Genomic DNA, 16,941 nt, shown 5'->3' with positions numbered 1-16,941 from the left:
AATGACCTGGCGGGTTAAGCGCCCCCGACAGGGCCGACACTGTTGTGGCGTTTTGTGGGCTTTGTCACATAAACGACAGGATCAGGGGAGCGGGTCGGGCTCCTCCCGCCACGCCGGCTCCTCCAGCAGGCGGTTAAAGCGCTGCGGATCGCGTTGCCGCGCGCTGCGGCGCTGCGCTTTTTCATACCAGGAGAGTTGGATCTCCTGCAGCAAGCCGAGGATGGTGGTCTGGTCTGGGACGCGTTCGGCGCGGACGCCCACCTGCAGCAGCTGGCGAAAAACCGCCTCGCCAATCGCCACGCAGAACAGGGTGACGCAATCCTCAAGGGCATGGATGCGCTCGGCTATCTTCTCGGTCTGGTGACCGCTGGCGACCGGGAACTCCACCACCCGCAGCAGGGTGACCCGGTCGGCTTTGACGCCGTAGACCACCAGCCGCGGCGTGGCGCCGAAATGCTGATCGACGTGGCGGTAATCGGAGCTGGCGAAGGCGACTTTCATCGACCACTCGTCGGCGTGGACCATATCAAACTGACGGTTAATGGGCGGCATAAGCGTCTCCTGAAGCCGGCTGGGGGTCGGCGCCCTGGCGAAGCGGCGAGCGGTAGAGGGCGGTGTGGTGATGGCGGTCGCGCAGCAGATTGGCCAGCTCAAACAGCGTATCTCGCATACCGGCGTACCCCTGGCGGACGCGACGAAACTCACCGAGCCGGTCGAAGAGGGGAAAACCGACGCGGATCAGCGGCAGGGCAAACTGCTCCGCCAGATCGCGGGCGTGAGAGTTAGCCACCAGCAGATCGGCGGGTTGGTGGCTCAGCAGCTGCTGCAGATCCTCAAGATCCCCCGGCACGACTTGCTCGACCGGCAGCTGGCGCAGGCTGGGGTGGCTGGTGGGGGCGACCAGCGGGCCGGGCAGCATCCCCTGGCTGCGGGCGAAATCACACCACGCCGCCAGCAGGTCGCCCTCCGCCGCCATCGCCATGCGCTGGCCCTGAAGCCACATATGGCAGTCGATCATCGCATCCTGCAGCTGGCCGCGCTGGCGCTCAATCCAGGCCGGTACGCGGCGTCCAGACATCTTCGCCAACTGATGGATAAAGGTATCGCAATGGTCGAGGGTCATCAGATGCGGCAGGGCGATCACGTCGCCGCGGCTGCGTTGGGTCAGGAGCGATGCCGCCCGCTGGAGCGACACGCCAATGGCGAAGCTGCCCAGACTCTGGCCCATCTGGGCAATCTGGCGCAGCGAGGCGCCGCCCTGGGTCAGGGGCGTAAAATCCCCTTCACCGAGGTGGCCATCCATTGACTGCGAGAGGTCCGGCAGGATCACCGGCTGCAGGCCAAAGGCCTCCACGCAGCGGCCCAGCCATTCGATATCCCCTGGCGAACAGAGGTGGCTGACCAGCAGGTTGACCCGCCGGGGCCGCTGCCCCGGACGCGGCGTCGGCGCGACCCACTGCTCGATCACGCTCTCGATCACCGCGCTGTAGCCGTTTTCCATAGAGCCAAAAAAATCCGGGGTATTGACGGTGAGGATCGCCACGCCGTTATGGCGCGGATGCGCCTCGCGAAACTGGCGCACCACCCGGGCGATATCGCTGCCCTGCGCTTCCGCCAGACCGGTGCTGAGCAGCACGATGGCCTGCGGGCTGTGGCGCTGGCAGAGGGTGTCGAGCGCGGTGAAGATATTGCCGTCGGCCCCCATGATCGTGGCGGTCGGATCCATGGCCGTCGACTGCAGCGGCACCGGGTCATGGAAATGCTGAATAAAGAAAACTTTGGCGAAGGCGCTGCAGCCCTGGGCGCCGTGGACCAGCGGGATGGCCTGGGCCAGCCCGAGGCTGGCGAGGATCGCCCCGAGCGGTTGCCCGGTTTTAATCGGGCTCACCGCCAGCGGTTTTTCACTGCGGATAATGTCTGCCATGGTGTTCTCCTAGCGCCACGGGGCGCGGGTATGCGTTTGCGGCCAGACGGGACTGGCGAGGGTCAGACAGAGCTGGCGGGCGAGGGTGATGATGCCCTGATAGCCGGCGTAGGCGTGCTCGCGCTCCTGATTGATATCGAGAAACGGCAGCCGGGCTTTCCAGGCGGTGTACATATTGCGTCCGCCGGCGATCATCAGGTCGGCCTGATAGCGGTACACCACGTCGAGCAGGGTGCGGGCATTGCCCTCCTCAAGCATCACCGCCTCGTCGCCCATCAGCTCACGGATCCGCTGTTTGTCCTCCTCGGTGGATTTCCGCGTGCCGGTGGCCACCACGGTCATGCCGAGATCCTGCAGGGCCGAGACCACCGACCAGGATTTCACGCCGCCGGTATAGAGCAGCACTTTGCGCCCGCGGAGCTGCTCGCGCCAAGGCGCCAGGGCCTGCTCCGCCGCCTGCTCTTCGCGGGCGATTAGCGCGTCGGTGCGGCGGCGCAGGTCGTCATCCCCCAGCAGCGTCGCCAGCTGGCGCAAGGCGTCGGAGGTGGCGCGGATCCCGTAGAAGCTGCCTTCAAACCACGGCGTGCCGTAGCGCAGCTCCAGCCCCCGGGCGACGTTGATCAGCGCGCGCGAGCACACCAGCATATTGGCCTGCGCCCGGTGCAGGGTCTGGATCTCGGCAAAGCGGCCGTCGCCGGAGAGGCTGCCGAGGACGCGGATCCCCAGCTCATCCAGCAGCGGCTGGACCTGCCAGAACTCGCCGGCGATATTGAATTCGCCAATCAGGCCGATATCGTGGCGCTGGGCCGGGGCAAAGGGCGTGTTGTCCGGCCACGGGGCCGGTTCGCGCTGGCCAATCACCTGCCTGAGCATCACGTCGCCCGCCATTCGGTTGCCAAGATTTTTACTGCCGTAGAAACCGGCGGCGTCAATGGCGATGACCGGGACGCCGGTGGCGGTCTGTGCGGCCTGGCAGACGGCCTCCAGGTCATCCCCCTCCATCGCCGGTACGCAGGTGTTGTAGATAAAGACCGCCGCCGGATGATAGCGGTCGACGATGTGACGGACGGCGTGGAACAGGCGGCGTTCGCCGCGGCCCATAATCACATCCTGTTCGTTAAGATCGGTGGTAAAGCCGAGCCGGTTTAGGGCCGGGCCGGCGCTGACGCTGCCGCGGTTATCCCACGAGCTGCCCGCGCAGCCGATGGGGCCGTGCACCAGGTGCGCGACGTCGGCGATGGGCAGGAGCGTTATCTGCGCGCCGTCGAAGGCGCAGCCGCCGGCGGTAGCGCCGGGCTTAGGGGCGCTGCAGCCGGATTTTTGCTTCTGGTTGTGCTCGCAGGCGGGTTCGTCCAGCAGCGCCAGAATTTCCTTTCCCTTCATAGTGACCTCGTTGACGGTGGGAGACCGGAGAGGTGATGCAATTCGCGCTCCAGGGAGAGGGAGATTGATTTTTAAGGGAAAAGGGTTGTGGGTTTTGCGACAAAGGCAACAATCAAACAGGGGGAAGGCATGATTTATCGCGCTGATAACTGGATTTACCGCGACAGTATTGCCGCATATTGGCGAATGACGGGAAGGGTCGATAAGGTGGAATATTCCGTTCACTGACCTTCCTCACTATTTCATTGCGCCCTCTGCGGGTGAACGGCATGGGGGGCGTTTCGCCCGCCCCCCATGACCCCCAGCATGGCGCTGAAAATTGCCGCTGCGCGGTCCGCTCCACTCCGGCTTCATCTGGCGGAACGGGCGGACTCGACATCCTTGTCTCGACCGCCCTCTGGCCGCCGTCCTGGCGGCCAGTCCTGGATGCGCGCCTGCGTTCTCGCCAATTTTCCTGATGCGCCCAACCCCCGGCTGTTACTTTTGTCCCTGTCCTGCGGCGCTTGCCTTGCTGAAAGAATGTTCCCTGCGGGGGCAAAAAAAGGCCCGCGGGGTCGGCGGGCAACAAGCAAAACGCAACGATTAAAAAACACGTTCCTCCAGAGGGTTATCCCGGTTGAGGCGCTTCGCCAGCCACGGCGGCAGCCGACCGGCCAGCATCGTGCTTACCGCGTCGCACTGAGCCTGAATCGTCGTGCCCGGCGGCGCTTTCATCGGATGGATCTGATGGCGGATCAACCTCGCGGCGGCAGGCCCGCCAATCTCCTGACAAAACAGCAGATGGCAATCCTCCAGCAGCCTGGCGCGCATCTCGCTGGCGTCCGACGCCGCAGAAGAAGACGCATAGCGGCGCAGATCCGCCAGCCAGCTGCCCTGGTCATCGAAGGCATAGATAAAAAACAGCCGGCTCTGGCCAAAATGACCATTGATGGCCAGGCCATCCTGCGAGCAAAAAGCGACCCGCAGCTGCGGCGTTCGCTGAGGGGGGCGGGCGATGCGCAAATGGCCGGGCAGCACCCCCTGCAGGCAGGCGATGACCCGCGCCCAGCGGGCCGGGGACATCACCGCCGTCGCCGAAGGAAAGCTGGCGGCCAGCTGAGGCTGCGTCAGGGTGGTTAACCGTGCCGGGGTCAACGTTTCGCCGCACTCCTGCGCCAGCCAGTCAACGACTTGCACCGGCTGCAGCTCCGGCAGCGTCTGGAACAGCGCCAGCAGACGCCAGAAAAGGGTATCGTTGTCGGACATTTCCAGCTCCTTATAGCAGCGTGCTGCGAGTGGCGCGCAGGCTTATCGGGAAGACGGGTCGCCCCGGCTGCGGATTGACGTAGTAGCGACGTCCCCCTTCGAGGGCAATCGCGCCGCCCCAGCGGTCCGTCTCGTCATGTTCGACCTGGAGCACCCGGGCCTCCAGATCCTGTTTGGCGATATAGGCATACAGCGCCTCGCCGCGCTCACGGAAAATCACGATGGGCATACTCCCTCCTGGCCCCGCCTGCGGCGGGGCGCCTGATGGTTAACGAACGAGGTCGAAGCTGTAATCGGTTTTGCCCAACTGGCTGGTGTTGTGGTCCAGTTTTTCCAGCACGGCGTTCACCAGCGTCGTGACGATGTTCATTGCGCCTTCATAGCCCCAGGTGGTCTGGCGGTGCAGATGATGGCGGTCGAACAGCGGAAAGCCCAGACGGATCAGCGGCACTTCGAAGGCTTTGCCCTTTGCCAGGGTATCGCGCTGGATAAACTTGCCGTAGGAGTTACCGATCATAAAGTCCGGCTGACGGGTGAACATCAGCGACCGGAAGTGCCACAGGTCGCAGTTGATGAACACTTCGCTTTCCTGACCGTACGGCGAGGCATCGAGCATTTTCTTCATCGCTTTTTGCCAGCGTTTATTGGCGTTATGACTGAGGATCACCGTCGGCTCGCAGCCCAGCTCCAGCAGGAAGCGCGTCAGCCCCATCACGAAATCCGGATCGCCGTAGAGGCCGAATTTTTTGCCATGCAGCCAGGTGTGGGAATCCAGCATCATGTCGACCAGCCGGCCGCGCTCCAGGGTCAGAGCGTCGGCGATCGGTTTGCCGGTCAGCTGACTGACGGTCATTAGCAGGGCGTCGGTGGCGGCCAGGCCCAGCGGAACGGCCACCTCGGTGGCGGGCTGGTTCCACATCTCCTGAACCACCTTTTTGCTTTTCACCAGCTGCCACGGCTGCAGCAGCAGGGTGTCAATGGCGTCCGGCGCGGTTTTGATCTCCTGCTGGCTGGTGCCGCCGGCGTACATCCGGTAATGGCCGTCGGCGGGGGTGTCGAGCACCTCTGATGGGTCGGAGAGCAGGCTGCACGGGACATCCATCTGCGCCATCATCCGCTTCAGCACGCGGAAGTTGCCGAGATAGGTCTCAAATCCGGTCACCAGATTGAGCTTTTGCTGTTTGCCCGGCTGCCCGGCGTAGTCAGCGGTAAAGGTCTTCGCGAACCCTTCGAACATATTGTCCCAGCCGGTGACATGGCTGCCGATAAAGCTGGGGGTATGGGCGTAAGGAATGGCGATGCTGTCGTCAACAAATCCCTCTTTTTTGGCGTTGGCGATAAACGCCTGCAGATCGTCGCCGATCACCTCGGCCATACAGGTGGTGGAGACGGCGATAATCTCGGGTTTATACAGCGCGCTGGCATTCTGCAGGCCCAGATTCATGTTGTTGTTGCCGCCGAACACCGCCGCGTCCTCGGTCATGGAGTCGGAGACGCAGGCGACCGGCTCTTTAAAATGGCGGTTAAAGTAGGTGCGAAAATAGGCGACGCAGCCCTGGGAGCCGTGCACGTAGGGCAGGGTGCCGGCGAACCCCAGCGCGCAGAGTACGGCGCCGAGCGGCTGGCAGGCTTTGGCCGGGTCGACGGTCAGCGCCTCGCGCTGGAAGTTCAGCGCTTCATACTCGGCGGTGGTGGTCCAGGCAAAAACCTCCTGCACACGCTGCGCGTCGTGCGCCTCTTCAAGGGTCTTTTTATTCTGGAACAGGGTCTGGTATTCATCCTGTTCAAACAGCGGATAACAGCTGTGAATTTTATCGATCGTTTGGCTCATGGTGTTCTCCTCCCGCGCCACAAATCGGTGGACTGACGGGACAGTGAAGGGGCAATCACGCAGACTTCAGCCACGGGGCAGTCAGTTCGTTCCACGCCGGATTGTTCAGGGTCATATCCATATCGCGGGCAAAGATGGCGAAGCCGTCATAGCCGTGATAGGGGCCGGAATAGTCCCAGGAGTGCATCTGGCGGAACGGCACCCCCATTTTCTGGAAGATATATTTCTCTTTGATCCCGGAGCCGATGAGGTCAGGTTTCAGCGCTTTGACGAAGGCCTCCAGCTCATAGCTGCTGGCATCGTCAAACAGCAGGGTGCCCTCTTTCAGGTCCGGCAGGGTGCGGTCGTAATCATCGTTATGGGCAAACTCGTAGCCGGCGGCGATGATCTCCATCCCGAGATCCTCATAGGCGCCGATGACGTGGCGCGGTCGCAGCCCCCCCATGTACAGCAGCACTTTGCGCCCCTCCAGCCGCGGGCGATATTTGGCGATGATGGCCGCCATCTGCCCCTCATATTTGGCGATCACCGCTTCCGCATTGGCGCGAATGGTGTCATCAAATTGATCGGCGATCTTGCGCAGCGATTCGGCGATTTTGGTCGGGCCGAAGAAGTTATATTCCATCCACGGGATCTGATGTTTCTCCTCCATATGGCGGGCGATATAGTTCATCGAACGGTAGCAGTGGACGAGGTTAAGCTTAACGAATGGGGTGTTCTCCATCTCCACCAGGGTGCCGTCGCCGGACCACTGCGCCACTACGCGCAGCCCCATCTCTTCCAGCAGAATGCGCGAGGCCCAGGCGTCGCCGCCGATGTTGTAATCGCCAATGATGGCAACATCATACGGGGTGCTGGCAAACGGCTGCCCTTCGCGATTGTTCAGCACCCAGTCGCGCACCACGTCGTTGGCGATATGGTGGCCCAGCGATTGCGATACGCCGCGAAAGCCTTCGCAGCGCACCGGGATCACCGGTTTATCCAGCGCCTTGCTGCTGGCGTTGGCCACGGCGCTGATGTCATCGCCGATCAGGCCCACCGGGCACTCCGACTGGATGGTGATCCCTTTGGTCAGCGGGAACAGCAGCTCCATCTCTTCGATCAGTTTGGTCAGCTTTTTATCGCCGCCGAAAACAATATCGCGCTCCTGAAAATCAGAGGTGAAGTTCAGGGTGCCGAAGCTGTCGACACCGCTGACGCCGGTATAGTAGTTGCGCCGTCCGGCGCGCGAATACTGGCCGCAGCCGATGGGGCCGTGCGAGATATGGGCCATGTCTTTGATTGGCCCAAACACCACCCCTTTCGAGCCCGCATAGGCGCAGCCGCGCACGGTCATCACCCCGGGTTGCGATTTACGGTTCGAGATAATGCACTTGCCGACGCTCTCCATCTGCGGATCGCTGATCATCATGTGCTTTCTGCGCTCTTTGCGCGCGGTTTCGGGAAACACCTCCAGGACTTCCTGGATGAGCGCAAGGTTACGTTCGCCTGTTGCGTTGGTCATGGTGAGGATCCTGTGCTCAGGCCGCGTTTTCTTCAGCGGCGGTTTTACCAATGATGCTGGTGTCTTCTTCTTCCATGATGCCGAACTCCATCAGCAGCGATTCCAGCTCGTCCATGGTGCACGGCGTCGGCACCACTTTTTTGGTGTTATTGACGATCTTCTGCGCCAGTTGACGATATTCGTTGGCCTGCTGACAGGTCGGGTCGTACTCGATCACCGTCATCCGGCGGATCTCCGCGCGCTGCACAATGTTGTCGCGGGGAACGAAGTGGATCATCTGCGTGCCAAGCTTCTCCGCCAGGGCGATGATCAGTTCGTCTTCCCGGTCGGTTTTGCGCGAGTTACAGATCAGGCCGCCGAGGCGCACCTTGCCGGATTTGGCGTACTTCACGATCCCTTTGGAGATATTGTTGGCGGCATACATCGCCATCATCTCGCCGGAGCAGACGATGTAGATCTCCTGGGCTTTGTTTTCGCGGATCGGCATAGCGAAGCCGCCGCAGACCACGTCGCCGAGGACGTCATAGAAGACGAAATCCAAATCTTCTTCATAGGCGCCTTCTTCCTCGAGGAAGTTGATGGCGGTGATCACCCCGCGTCCGGCGCAGCCGACGCCTGGCTCCGGGCCGCCGGATTCGGCGCAACGGACATCGCCATAGCCGATTTGCAGCACGTCTTCGAGCTCCAGATCCTCGACCGAGCCCACTTCCGCCGCCATCTCCATGATGGTGTTCTGGGCTTTAGCGTGAAGGATCAGACGGGTGGAGTCCGCTTTCGGATCGCAGCCGACGATCATCACTTTCTTACCCATCTCGGCGAGGGCCGCGACGAGATTCTGGGTGGTGGTGGATTTACCGATACCGCCTTTACCGTAGATAGCGCATTGACGCATGGTCATGGTGACTTCTCCTGTTGTTGAGTGTTTGCCAGCAGAGAAGTGCAGGGAACGTACCAGCTGCGAATTTTTGCTCAGTTATTTGATAAATAATGGTTTTTTTTAAAGCAGCCGCGCCGGGAGGCTGAGCAAACGGCACAATAACGCTACCAAATGTGCGAAACAGAACAATTTCCCGCCACGGGCCCGGCGCGGCGCTTTGTCACCTGTTCAACAGCTTGTCGCGCACAGTGTCTTATTCCCCGCAATCCCGCCGGACGGGCCTGCGCATTTCTTCCCTTAACCTGTTGAATTGATGAGTGACAGGCGGCAATTCGCGAGCTGGCACAGGCTGTGCTTGGAGAGGTGACAGGGTTTGCCGCGGGCTGCCGCGGTAAAGAGAACGCTCACCTTTGAGGATTGAACGATGTCCGGAAACATGAAAACAATGGATGGCAACACGGCGGCGGCCTGGATCTCCTACGCCTTTACCGACGTGGCGGCCATCTACCCCATCACCCCCTCCACGCCGATGGCGGAAAATGTCGATGAATGGGCCGCTAAGGGGAAAAAGAATCTGTTTGGCCAGCCGGTGCGCCTGATGGAAATGCAATCCGAAGCCGGTGCCGCCGGGGCGGTGCACGGCGCGCTGCAGGCGGGAGCGCTCACCACCACCTACACCGCGTCGCAGGGGCTGCTGCTGATGATCCCCAATTTGTACAAAATTGCCGGTGAACTGCTGCCGGGTGTTTTTCACGTCAGCGCGCGGGCGCTGGCGACCAATTCGCTGAATATTTTTGGCGACCATCAGGACGTGATGGCGGTACGCCAGACCGGCTGCGCCATGCTGGTGGAGAATAACGTTCAGCAGGTGATGGACCTGTCGGCGGTGGCGCACCTGGCGGCGATCGCCGGGCGGATCCCGTTTATCAACTTTTTCGACGGCTTTCGCACCTCGCACGAAATACAGAAGATTGAGGTGCTGGCGTATGAGCAACTGGCGACGCTGCTGGACCGGCCGGCGCTGGAGCGCTTTCGTCGGCAGGCGCTGCACCCGGATCATCCGGTGATCCGCGGCACCGCGCAAAATCCGGATATCTACTTCCAGGAGCGGGAGGCGGGTAACCGCTTCTACCTCGCACTGCCCGATCTGGTGGAAAGCTATATGGCGAAGATCACCGCGCTGACCGGGCGGGAATATCACCTGTTTAATTACCACGGCGCGCCGGATGCCGAGCGGGTGATTATCGCCATGGGCTCAGTGTGCGACACCGTCCAGGAGGTGGTGGAGACGCTGAATGCGGCGGGGGAGAAGGTGGGGCTGCTCAGCGTCCATCTCTATCGGCCGTTCTCGCTGGCGCACTTTTTCGCGCAACTGCCCGGCAGCGTGCAGCGTATTGCCGTCCTTGACCGCACCAAAGAGCCGGGGGCGCAGGCGGAACCGCTGTGCCTCGACGTCAAGAACGCCTTCTATCAACGCGACGATGCGCCGCTGATCGTCGGCGGCCGCTACGCGCTCGGCGGTAAGGACGTGCTGCCCAACGATATCGCCGCGGTGTTTGACAACCTCAGGCAGCCGCAGCCGAAGGACGGCTTTACCCTGGGTATTGTCGATGATGTCACTTTTACCTCGCTGCCCGCCCGGCAGGAACCGCTGGCGGTCTCCCATGCCGGGATCACCGCCTGTAAATTCTGGGGGATGGGCTCGGACGGCACCGTCGGGGCGAACAAAAGCGCCATCAAGATCATCGGCGATAACACGCCACTCTACGCCCAGGCCTACTTTTCCTACGACTCGAAAAAGTCCGGAGGGATCACCGTTTCGCACCTGCGCTTTGGCGATCGGCCGATCACCTCGCCCTACCTGATCCACCGAGCCGATTTTATCGCCTGCTCTCAGCAATCCTATGTCGACCGCTACGACCTGCTGGAGGGGCTGAAGCCGGGAGGCACCTTTCTGCTCAACTGCAGCTGGTCGGAGGCAGAGCTGGAGCAGCACCTGCCGGTCAGCGTCCGGCGCTATCTGGCGCAGGAAAAGATCGACTTTTATACCCTTAATGCGGTGGACATTGCCCGCGAGCTGGGCCTCGGTGGGCGCTTTAACATGCTGATGCAGGCGGCGTTCTTTAAGCTGACGGCGATTATCGATCCGCAAACGGCGGCAGACTATCTCAAGCAGGCGGTGGAGAAAAGCTATGGCAGCAAAGGGGCGAGCGTCATTGAGATGAACCAGCGGGCTATCGAGCTGGGGATGGCGGCGCTGCACCGGGTGACGGTACCCGCCCACTGGGCGACCCTCGAGGCGCCGGCACCGCAGGCGAGCGCCCTGATGCCGGACTTCATCCGCGATATCCTGCAGCCCATGAACCGCCAGCGTGGCGACCTGTTGCCGGTGAGCGCCTTCGCCGGGATGGAAGACGGCACCTTTCCCTCCGGCACCGCCGCCTGGGAGAAGCGCGGCATCGCGCTGGAGGTGCCGGTCTGGCAGCCTGACGGCTGTACCCAGTGTAACCAGTGCGCCTTTGTCTGCCCGCATGCGGCGATCCGCCCGGCGTTACTGAGCGCTGAAGAGCAGGACACGGCTCCCGCCGGGCTGCTGAGTAAACCCGCCCAGGGGGCCAAAGACTATCACTATCATCTGGCTATCTCGCCGCTGGACTGCTCCGGCTGCGGCAACTGCGTGGAGAGCTGCCCGTCGCGCGGCAAGGCGCTGCAGATGGTCTCCCTCGACAGCCAGCGTGCGATGGCTCCGGTCTGGGATTACGCCCTGGGACTGGCGCCAAAAGATAACCCGTTTCGCAAAACGACGGTCAAAGGCAGTCAGTTCGAAACGCCGCTGCTGGAGTTTTCCGGCGCCTGCGCGGGTTGCGGAGAAACGCCCTATGCCCGGCTTATCACCCAGCTGTTTGGCGACCGGATGCTGATCGCCAACGCCACCGGCTGCTCTTCGATCTGGGGCGCCAGCGCGCCTTCGATGCCCTATACCACCAACCATCGCGGCCACGGACCGGCGTGGGCAAACTCGCTGTTTGAGGATAACGCCGAGTTCGGTCTCGGCATGATGCTTGGCGGCCAGGCGATCCGCCAACAGATCGCCGAGGAGCTGACCGCCGCGCTGGCGCTGCCGGTCAGCGACGCGCTTCACGCCGCGATGCGGCAGTGGCTGGCGCAGCAGGATGAGGGGGAGGGGACCCGCGAGCGCGCGGACCGCCTCAGTGCGTTGCTGGCGGCGGAAAAAGAGGGCGTCCCGCTGCTGGAGCAGCTCTGGCAGAACCGCGACTATTTCGTCCGGCGTTCGCAGTGGATCTTCGGCGGCGACGGCTGGGCCTACGATATCGGCTTCGGCGGCCTCGATCATGTGCTGGCCAGTGGGGAAGACGTCAATATTCTGGTGTTTGATACCGAGGTCTACTCCAACACCGGCGGCCAGTCGTCCAAGTCGACCCCGGTGGCGGCGATCGCCAAATTTGCCGCTCAGGGGAAACGTACGCGTAAAAAAGATCTCGGCATGATGGCGATGAGCTATGGCAATGTTTACGTCGCCCAGATCGCCATGGGCGCCGATAAAGATCAGACCCTGCGGGCCATCGCCGAGGCCGAGGCCTGGCCGGGACCGTCGCTGGTGATCGCCTATGCCGCCTGTATCAACCACGGCCTGAAAGCCGGGATGCGCTGCAGTCAGCGCGAGGCGAAGCGGGCGGTGGAGGCGGGATACTGGCACCTGTGGCGCTATCATCCGCAGCGGGAAGCCGAGGGCAAAACGCCGTTTATACTGGACTCCGAAGAGCCGGAAGAGAGTTTCCGCGACTTTTTGCTCGGCGAGGTGCGCTATGCCGCGCTGCATAAAACCACGCCGGATCTGGCGGACGCGCTGTTCCGGCAAACGGAGGACGATGCCCGGGCCCGTTTCAGGCAGTATCAGCGGCTGGCGGGAGAGGAGTAGGCTGTCGGTTAGCGATTCACGGCTGCTGCATGACGTTCAGCAGCGTATCCAGCAGGCCGGGAAAACGGGCGTCCAGATCTTCCCGGCGCAGCGAAATCATGTTCTCCCGTCCCTGAGGCCGTTGCCAGATCACACCGCTGTCGCGCAGGACGCGCCAGTGGTGGGTCATGGTGGACTTGGCCACCTCTTCCTGGCGCAGAGCGTTGCAGCTCAGCTCGCTGCCGTCGGCCAGCGTGCGGATGATCTCCAGTCGCAGTGGGTTACCGAGCGCGGAAAGGACATTTTCCAGGCGAATTTGTTCTCGTTCGGGGTGATTGGCGATCATAATAATCCTGTGTCGGCGGTGGCGCGGCGCATGGCAGCCGCAGCCCATATCGGCGGCTGGCGGCTACTATACCCAAACTCCGGTTCTGATGCCACGCGCGCCGCCGCAACCTGACCAATCGTAATAATAGCAAAAATAGTTCGAATATACTCGTACAGTTGTACTATGATAGGCGGCAGTTAAATGAACTGCGGATCATTCCGACCGCAGACTGACAGTCAAAACGACTAAGGACGCATCATGCCCCGACCCATCCCCCTCGAACGTTATCGCAACATCGGTATCTCCGCGCATATCGATGCCGGTAAAACCACCACCACCGAGCGCATCCTGTTTTACACCGGGATGAGCCATAAGCTGGGTGAAGTACACGATGGCGCGGCAACCACCGACTGGATGGCCCAGGAGCAAGAGCGCGGGATCACCATTACCTCGGCGGCGGTAAGCTGCTTCTGGCCGGGTATGGACCGCAGCTTCGAGCCGCACCGGATCAATATCATCGACACCCCGGGGCACGTGGATTTCACCATTGAGGTGGAACGTTCCATGCGCGTGCTCGACGGCGCGGTGATGGTGTATGACTCCGTCGGCGGGGTGCAGCCCCAGTCGGAGACCGTCTGGCGCCAGGCGAATAAATACCACGTTCCGCGGCTGGCCTTCGTCAACAAGATGGACCGCCCCGGCGCGGACTTCTTCCGCGTGGTGCAGATGATGATCGACCGTCTGAAGGCTAACCCGGTGCCGATTGTGATCCCCATTGGCGCCGAAGAGCATTTCACCGGCGTTGTCGATCTGGTGAAAATGCGCGCCATCCTGTGGGATGACGCCACCCAGGGCATGACCTTCAGCTATGGCCCCGTTCCTGACGATCTGCTGGCGACGGCACAGCAGTGGCGGGAGAAAATGGTCTCGGCGGCGGCGGAAGCCAGCGATGAGCTGATGGATAAATACCTGGAAACCGGTGAGCTGGACGAGGCGGAGATCGTTGCCGGTCTGCGCCAGCGCACGGTGAAGGGGGAAATCCAGGCGGTGCTCTGCGGGAGCGCCTTTAAAAACAAAGGCGTGCAGCGCATGCTCGATGCGGTGGTGGAGCTGATGCCGTCGCCGCTGGATATTCCGGCGATACAAGGCGTTGATGAGAAAGGCCAGCCGGCGGAACGCCATCCGAGCGACGATGAGCCGCTGTCGGCGCTGGCGTTCAAACTGATGACCGACCCCTACGTCGGCCAGCTGACCTTTATCCGCGTCTACTCCGGGACGCTGAAAAAAGGCGATGCGGTGTGGAACCCGGTGAAGGGCAAGAAAGAGCGCATCGGGCGTATCGTGCTGATGCAGGCCAACGACCGCCACGAAGTTGACGAACTGCACGCCGGGGATATCGCGGCCTGCGTCGGTCTGAAGGATGTGACCACCGGTGATACGCTGTGTGATCCGGATGCGATCATTACCCTCGAACGGATGGAGTTTCCGGAGCCGGTGATTTCGCTGGCCATCGAGCCGAAGACCAAAGCGGATCAGGAGAAAATGGGCATCGCGCTGCAGCGGCTGGCGGCGGAAGATCCGTCGTTCCGTCTACATACCGATGAAGAGTCTGGCCAGACGATTATCTCCGGCATGGGCGAGCTGCATCTGGAGATCATTGTCGACCGGATGAAGCGCGAGTTTGGCGTCGAGGCCAACATTGGTCGTCCGCAGGTCACCTACCGCGAAACCCTGCGCAAGAAAGTGACGGACGTGGAAGGCAAATTTGTGCGCCAGTCCGGCGGCAAAGGGCAGTACGGGCACGTCGTGCTGACCCTGGAGCCGCTGGAGCCGGGCAGCGGTTTCGTCTTCGAGGACGCCACCAAAGGCGGCGTGGTGCCGCGCGAGTACATCCCTTCCGTGGAGAAAGGACTGCGCGAAGCGATGGGCACCGGCGTGCTGGCGGGCTATCCGGTGGTTGACGTGAAAGCGACCCTGACCTTCGGGTCGTACCACGACGTGGACTCCTCGGAGATGGCGTTCCGCATGGCGGCGATCTTTGGCTTCCGGGAAGGCGCGCGCAAAGCGGATCCGGTGATCCTTGAGCCGGTGATGCACGTCGAGGTGGAGACGCCGGAAGAGTACGCCGGGAATATTATGGGCGATCTCTCTTCCCGTCGCGGGATGGTGCAGGGGATGGAAGAGCGCTTCGGCAGCCAGATCATCCGCGCCGACGTGCCGCTGGCGGAGATGTTTGGTTATTCCACCACGCTGCGCTCGATGTCTCAGGGACGGGCAACCTACAGCATGGAGTTCCACCATTACGCGGAAGCGCCGCGTAATGTGGCGGATGAAATCATCGCCAGCCGCGCGAAAAGCTAAGCAACGTTCCCGGGGGCGACGCGAGGCGTCTTACCCGGGCTACGAGTCCAGCCATCGTTTGTAGCCCGGGTAAGGCGTTAGCCGCAACCCGGGAATGTCAGCCAATCAGACAATATCCTGTGCGTACTGCCACAGCGCCTTCAGCTGCGCCAGCTTCTCTTTATCATCCGCATACTGCTGATACAGCATCTGCAGCTCATCGGCATAGGCCTGCAAAAACTCTGGCGTAAACACCTGACGACGGTGCTCTAACCAGCGCTGCTGCTCATGTTCATCGAGCGTGCCGGGGAAGTTGCGCGCCCGATAGTTAAACAGCAGGCGTTCGATACGCTTATCGGCGAAGGTAATATCCAGCGCCGGCAGATTGCGCGGTTCGGTTTCCAGCACGATTTTCATCGCCGCGCGGTCGGCATCGCTAAAGAACCCATTGTAAAGCTGGGCGTCGACGTTTTCGGACGGCACGAACGGCTCGGCTTCGGCATAGACCGCCACTACTTTCTCGCGCACCTGCGGATTCGCCCGCAGCAGCTGGGCATTCTCCAGACAGCGCTGAATGGAGATCCCCAGCCGGTCGGCATCCTGCGGGCGCAGGGTATTGGCCTGAGCCAGAACCGGACATTTATTGAGATGCACCAGCTTGATCGGCGCCGCCGGCAGATCGCCAAGCTCGGCGCGCGGGGTGTAAAGCCGCTCGCGCAAGGCATCGGCATCGAGCTCCAGCAGCGGCGCCATATCGCCCGCCAGATCGACCATAATCACCGCATTGCGGTTTTCCGGATGCCAGGCCAGGGGCGCCACCAGGCTGGTGTTGCCGCGCGCGGCGCCAAACATGCCGGAGACATGCACCAGCGGTTTCATCTGCGGCACGTCAATGAGCGTCGCCAGCTTGCGCTTATTGCGGTGGCTGTAGAGATAATCAAACAGCCGCGGCTGCTGGGTTTTCACCAGCTTCGCCATGGCGATGGTGGCGTACACATCGGCCATCGCATCATGGGCGTTCTGGTGTTCAATACCGTTGGCGACGGTCAGATGTTCAAGCCGGAAGCTGGGCAAACCCTCGTCATTCTCCGGCCAGGTGATCCCTTCCGGACGCAGGGCATAGCAGGCGCGCATCACGTCGAGCAGATCCCAGCGCGAGTTATCGTGCTGCCAGCTCCAGGCATAAGGGTCATAGAAGTTGCGATAAAAGATATTCCGCGTCACTTCGTCATCAAAGCGCACGTTGTTATAGCCGACGATACAGGTTTGCGGCACCGTGAACAGATCGTGGATGCGGCGGGCAAACGCGGCCTCATTATCCCCTTTGGCCAGCGCTTCCTGCGGGGTGATCCCGGTGATCATCACCGCCTGCGGCTGCGGCAGATAATCGTCAGCGGGCTTGCAGTAAAACACCTCGGGCTCGCCGAGCACGTTCAGCTCCGCGTCGGTGCGGATGGCGGCGAACTGCGCCGGCCGGTCGAGGGAAGGACTGGTGCCGAAGGTTTCATAATCGTGGAATAAAAATCCGGGCTGGTTGACGCTATCTTGCATAGTCTGTTCATTATCCGTGGTGGCGTGCGACCGGTATGG

The 16,941-nt window shown here is 61.9% G+C and carries 12 protein-coding genes; 2 read left to right on the top strand and 10 right to left on the bottom strand.

Annotated elements, in window-relative coordinates:
- Positions 1–81 precede the first annotated feature (81 nt).
- From FHW76_RS02520 to nifH, 8 genes are all read right to left on the bottom strand, one after another.
- Positions 82–552: a NifB/NifX family molybdenum-iron cluster-binding protein gene (locus FHW76_RS02520; protein ID WP_008804129.1), complete on the bottom strand. Its 471-nt coding sequence runs from the start codon at positions 550–552 to the stop codon at positions 82–84.
- Positions 539–1,924: a nitrogenase iron-molybdenum cofactor biosynthesis protein NifN gene (gene nifN / locus FHW76_RS02515; protein WP_110220874.1), complete on the bottom strand. Its 1,386-nt coding sequence runs from the start codon at positions 1,922–1,924 to the stop codon at positions 539–541. Before nifN ends, FHW76_RS02520 begins: the two co-directional genes overlap by 14 nt.
- A gap of 9 nt (positions 1,925–1,933) precedes the next feature.
- Positions 1,934–3,307: a nitrogenase iron-molybdenum cofactor biosynthesis protein NifE gene (gene nifE / locus FHW76_RS02510; protein WP_012541110.1), complete on the bottom strand. Its 1,374-nt coding sequence runs from the start codon at positions 3,305–3,307 to the stop codon at positions 1,934–1,936.
- Between the two features lie 582 nt (positions 3,308–3,889).
- Positions 3,890–4,552, bottom strand: a complete 663-nt coding sequence (locus tag FHW76_RS02505) for a NifB/NifX family molybdenum-iron cluster-binding protein (RefSeq protein WP_039104102.1) — start codon at positions 4,550–4,552, stop codon at positions 3,890–3,892.
- Between the two features lie 10 nt (positions 4,553–4,562).
- Positions 4,563–4,781: a putative nitrogen fixation protein NifT gene (nifT, locus tag FHW76_RS02500; protein WP_004203557.1), complete on the bottom strand. Its 219-nt coding sequence runs from the start codon at positions 4,779–4,781 to the stop codon at positions 4,563–4,565.
- A 39-nt stretch (positions 4,782–4,820) separates the two neighbouring features.
- A complete protein-coding gene (nifK, locus tag FHW76_RS02495; RefSeq protein WP_117117014.1) occupies positions 4,821–6,383 on the bottom strand; it encodes a nitrogenase molybdenum-iron protein subunit beta in 1,563 nt (520 codons plus the stop codon).
- Between the two features lie 55 nt (positions 6,384–6,438).
- Positions 6,439–7,887, bottom strand: coding sequence for a nitrogenase molybdenum-iron protein alpha chain (nifD, locus tag FHW76_RS02490; RefSeq protein WP_012541112.1), 1,449 nt, complete (start codon positions 7,885–7,887; stop codon positions 6,439–6,441).
- A gap of 16 nt (positions 7,888–7,903) precedes the next feature.
- Positions 7,904–8,785 carry a nitrogenase iron protein gene (gene nifH, locus FHW76_RS02485; protein ID WP_004203553.1) on the bottom strand — a complete coding sequence of 294 codons (882 nt, stop codon included), beginning with the start codon at positions 8,783–8,785 and terminating at the stop codon, positions 7,904–7,906.
- Positions 8,786–9,188: 403 nt separating this feature from the next.
- On the opposite strand from nifH, the gene nifJ reads away from it, so the two are divergent.
- A complete protein-coding gene (gene nifJ, locus FHW76_RS02480; RefSeq protein ID WP_086070865.1) occupies positions 9,189–12,704 on the top strand; it encodes a pyruvate:ferredoxin (flavodoxin) oxidoreductase in 3,516 nt (1,171 codons plus the stop codon).
- Positions 12,705–12,720: 16 nt separating this feature from the next.
- Here the strand turns inward: nifJ and FHW76_RS02475 are convergent, their stop codons facing one another.
- Entirely contained in the window at positions 12,721–13,029 is a 309-nt protein-coding gene (locus tag FHW76_RS02475) for a helix-turn-helix transcriptional regulator (protein ID WP_008804136.1), read from the bottom strand.
- A 240-nt stretch (positions 13,030–13,269) separates the two neighbouring features.
- Here FHW76_RS02475 and fusA point away from each other — a divergent pair, with 240 nt between their 5' ends.
- Positions 13,270–15,372 (top strand): elongation factor G, encoded by a 2,103-nt coding sequence (fusA, locus tag FHW76_RS02470; RefSeq protein WP_008804137.1) that lies wholly within the window; start codon positions 13,270–13,272, stop codon positions 15,370–15,372.
- Positions 15,373–15,477: 105 nt separating this feature from the next.
- Here the strand turns inward: fusA and sbcB are convergent, their stop codons facing one another.
- Positions 15,478–16,902, bottom strand: coding sequence for an exodeoxyribonuclease I (gene sbcB / locus FHW76_RS02465; RefSeq protein WP_023340484.1), 1,425 nt, complete (start codon positions 16,900–16,902; stop codon positions 15,478–15,480).
- Positions 16,903–16,941 lie beyond the last annotated feature (39 nt).

This window comes from Klebsiella sp. RC2, assembly GCF_014192815.1.
Lineage (GTDB): Bacteria > Pseudomonadota > Gammaproteobacteria > Enterobacterales > Enterobacteriaceae > Klebsiella > Klebsiella variicola.
The sequence above is the reverse complement of the archived record's forward strand: the minus strand, read 5'-3'. Positions and strand labels throughout refer to the sequence as shown.

Excerpts from the sequence above, each read along its gene's own strand:
- nifH (WP_004203553.1), bottom strand. The coding sequence starts at position 8,785 with ATGACCATGCGTCAATGCGCTATCTACGGTAAAGGCGGTATCGGTAAA.
- sbcB (WP_023340484.1), bottom strand. The coding sequence starts at position 16,902 with ATGCAAGATAGCGTCAACCAGCCCGGATTTTTATTCCACGATTATGAA.
- nifD (WP_012541112.1), bottom strand. The coding sequence starts at position 7,887 with ATGACCAACGCAACAGGCGAACGTAACCTTGCGCTCATCCAGGAAGTC.
- nifJ (WP_086070865.1), top strand. The coding sequence starts at position 9,189 with ATGTCCGGAAACATGAAAACAATGGATGGCAACACGGCGGCGGCCTGG.
- nifT (WP_004203557.1), bottom strand. The coding sequence starts at position 4,781 with ATGCCCATCGTGATTTTCCGTGAGCGCGGCGAGGCGCTGTATGCCTAT.
- nifK (WP_117117014.1), bottom strand. The coding sequence starts at position 6,383 with ATGAGCCAAACGATCGATAAAATTCACAGCTGTTATCCGCTGTTTGAA.
- nifN (WP_110220874.1), bottom strand. The coding sequence starts at position 1,924 with ATGGCAGACATTATCCGCAGTGAAAAACCGCTGGCGGTGAGCCCGATT.
- FHW76_RS02475 (WP_008804136.1), bottom strand. The coding sequence starts at position 13,029 with ATGATCGCCAATCACCCCGAACGAGAACAAATTCGCCTGGAAAATGTC.
- FHW76_RS02505 (WP_039104102.1), bottom strand. The coding sequence starts at position 4,552 with ATGTCCGACAACGATACCCTTTTCTGGCGTCTGCTGGCGCTGTTCCAG.
- nifE (WP_012541110.1), bottom strand. The coding sequence starts at position 3,307 with ATGAAGGGAAAGGAAATTCTGGCGCTGCTGGACGAACCCGCCTGCGAG.
- FHW76_RS02520 (WP_008804129.1), bottom strand. The coding sequence starts at position 552 with ATGCCGCCCATTAACCGTCAGTTTGATATGGTCCACGCCGACGAGTGG.
- fusA (WP_008804137.1), top strand. The coding sequence starts at position 13,270 with ATGCCCCGACCCATCCCCCTCGAACGTTATCGCAACATCGGTATCTCC.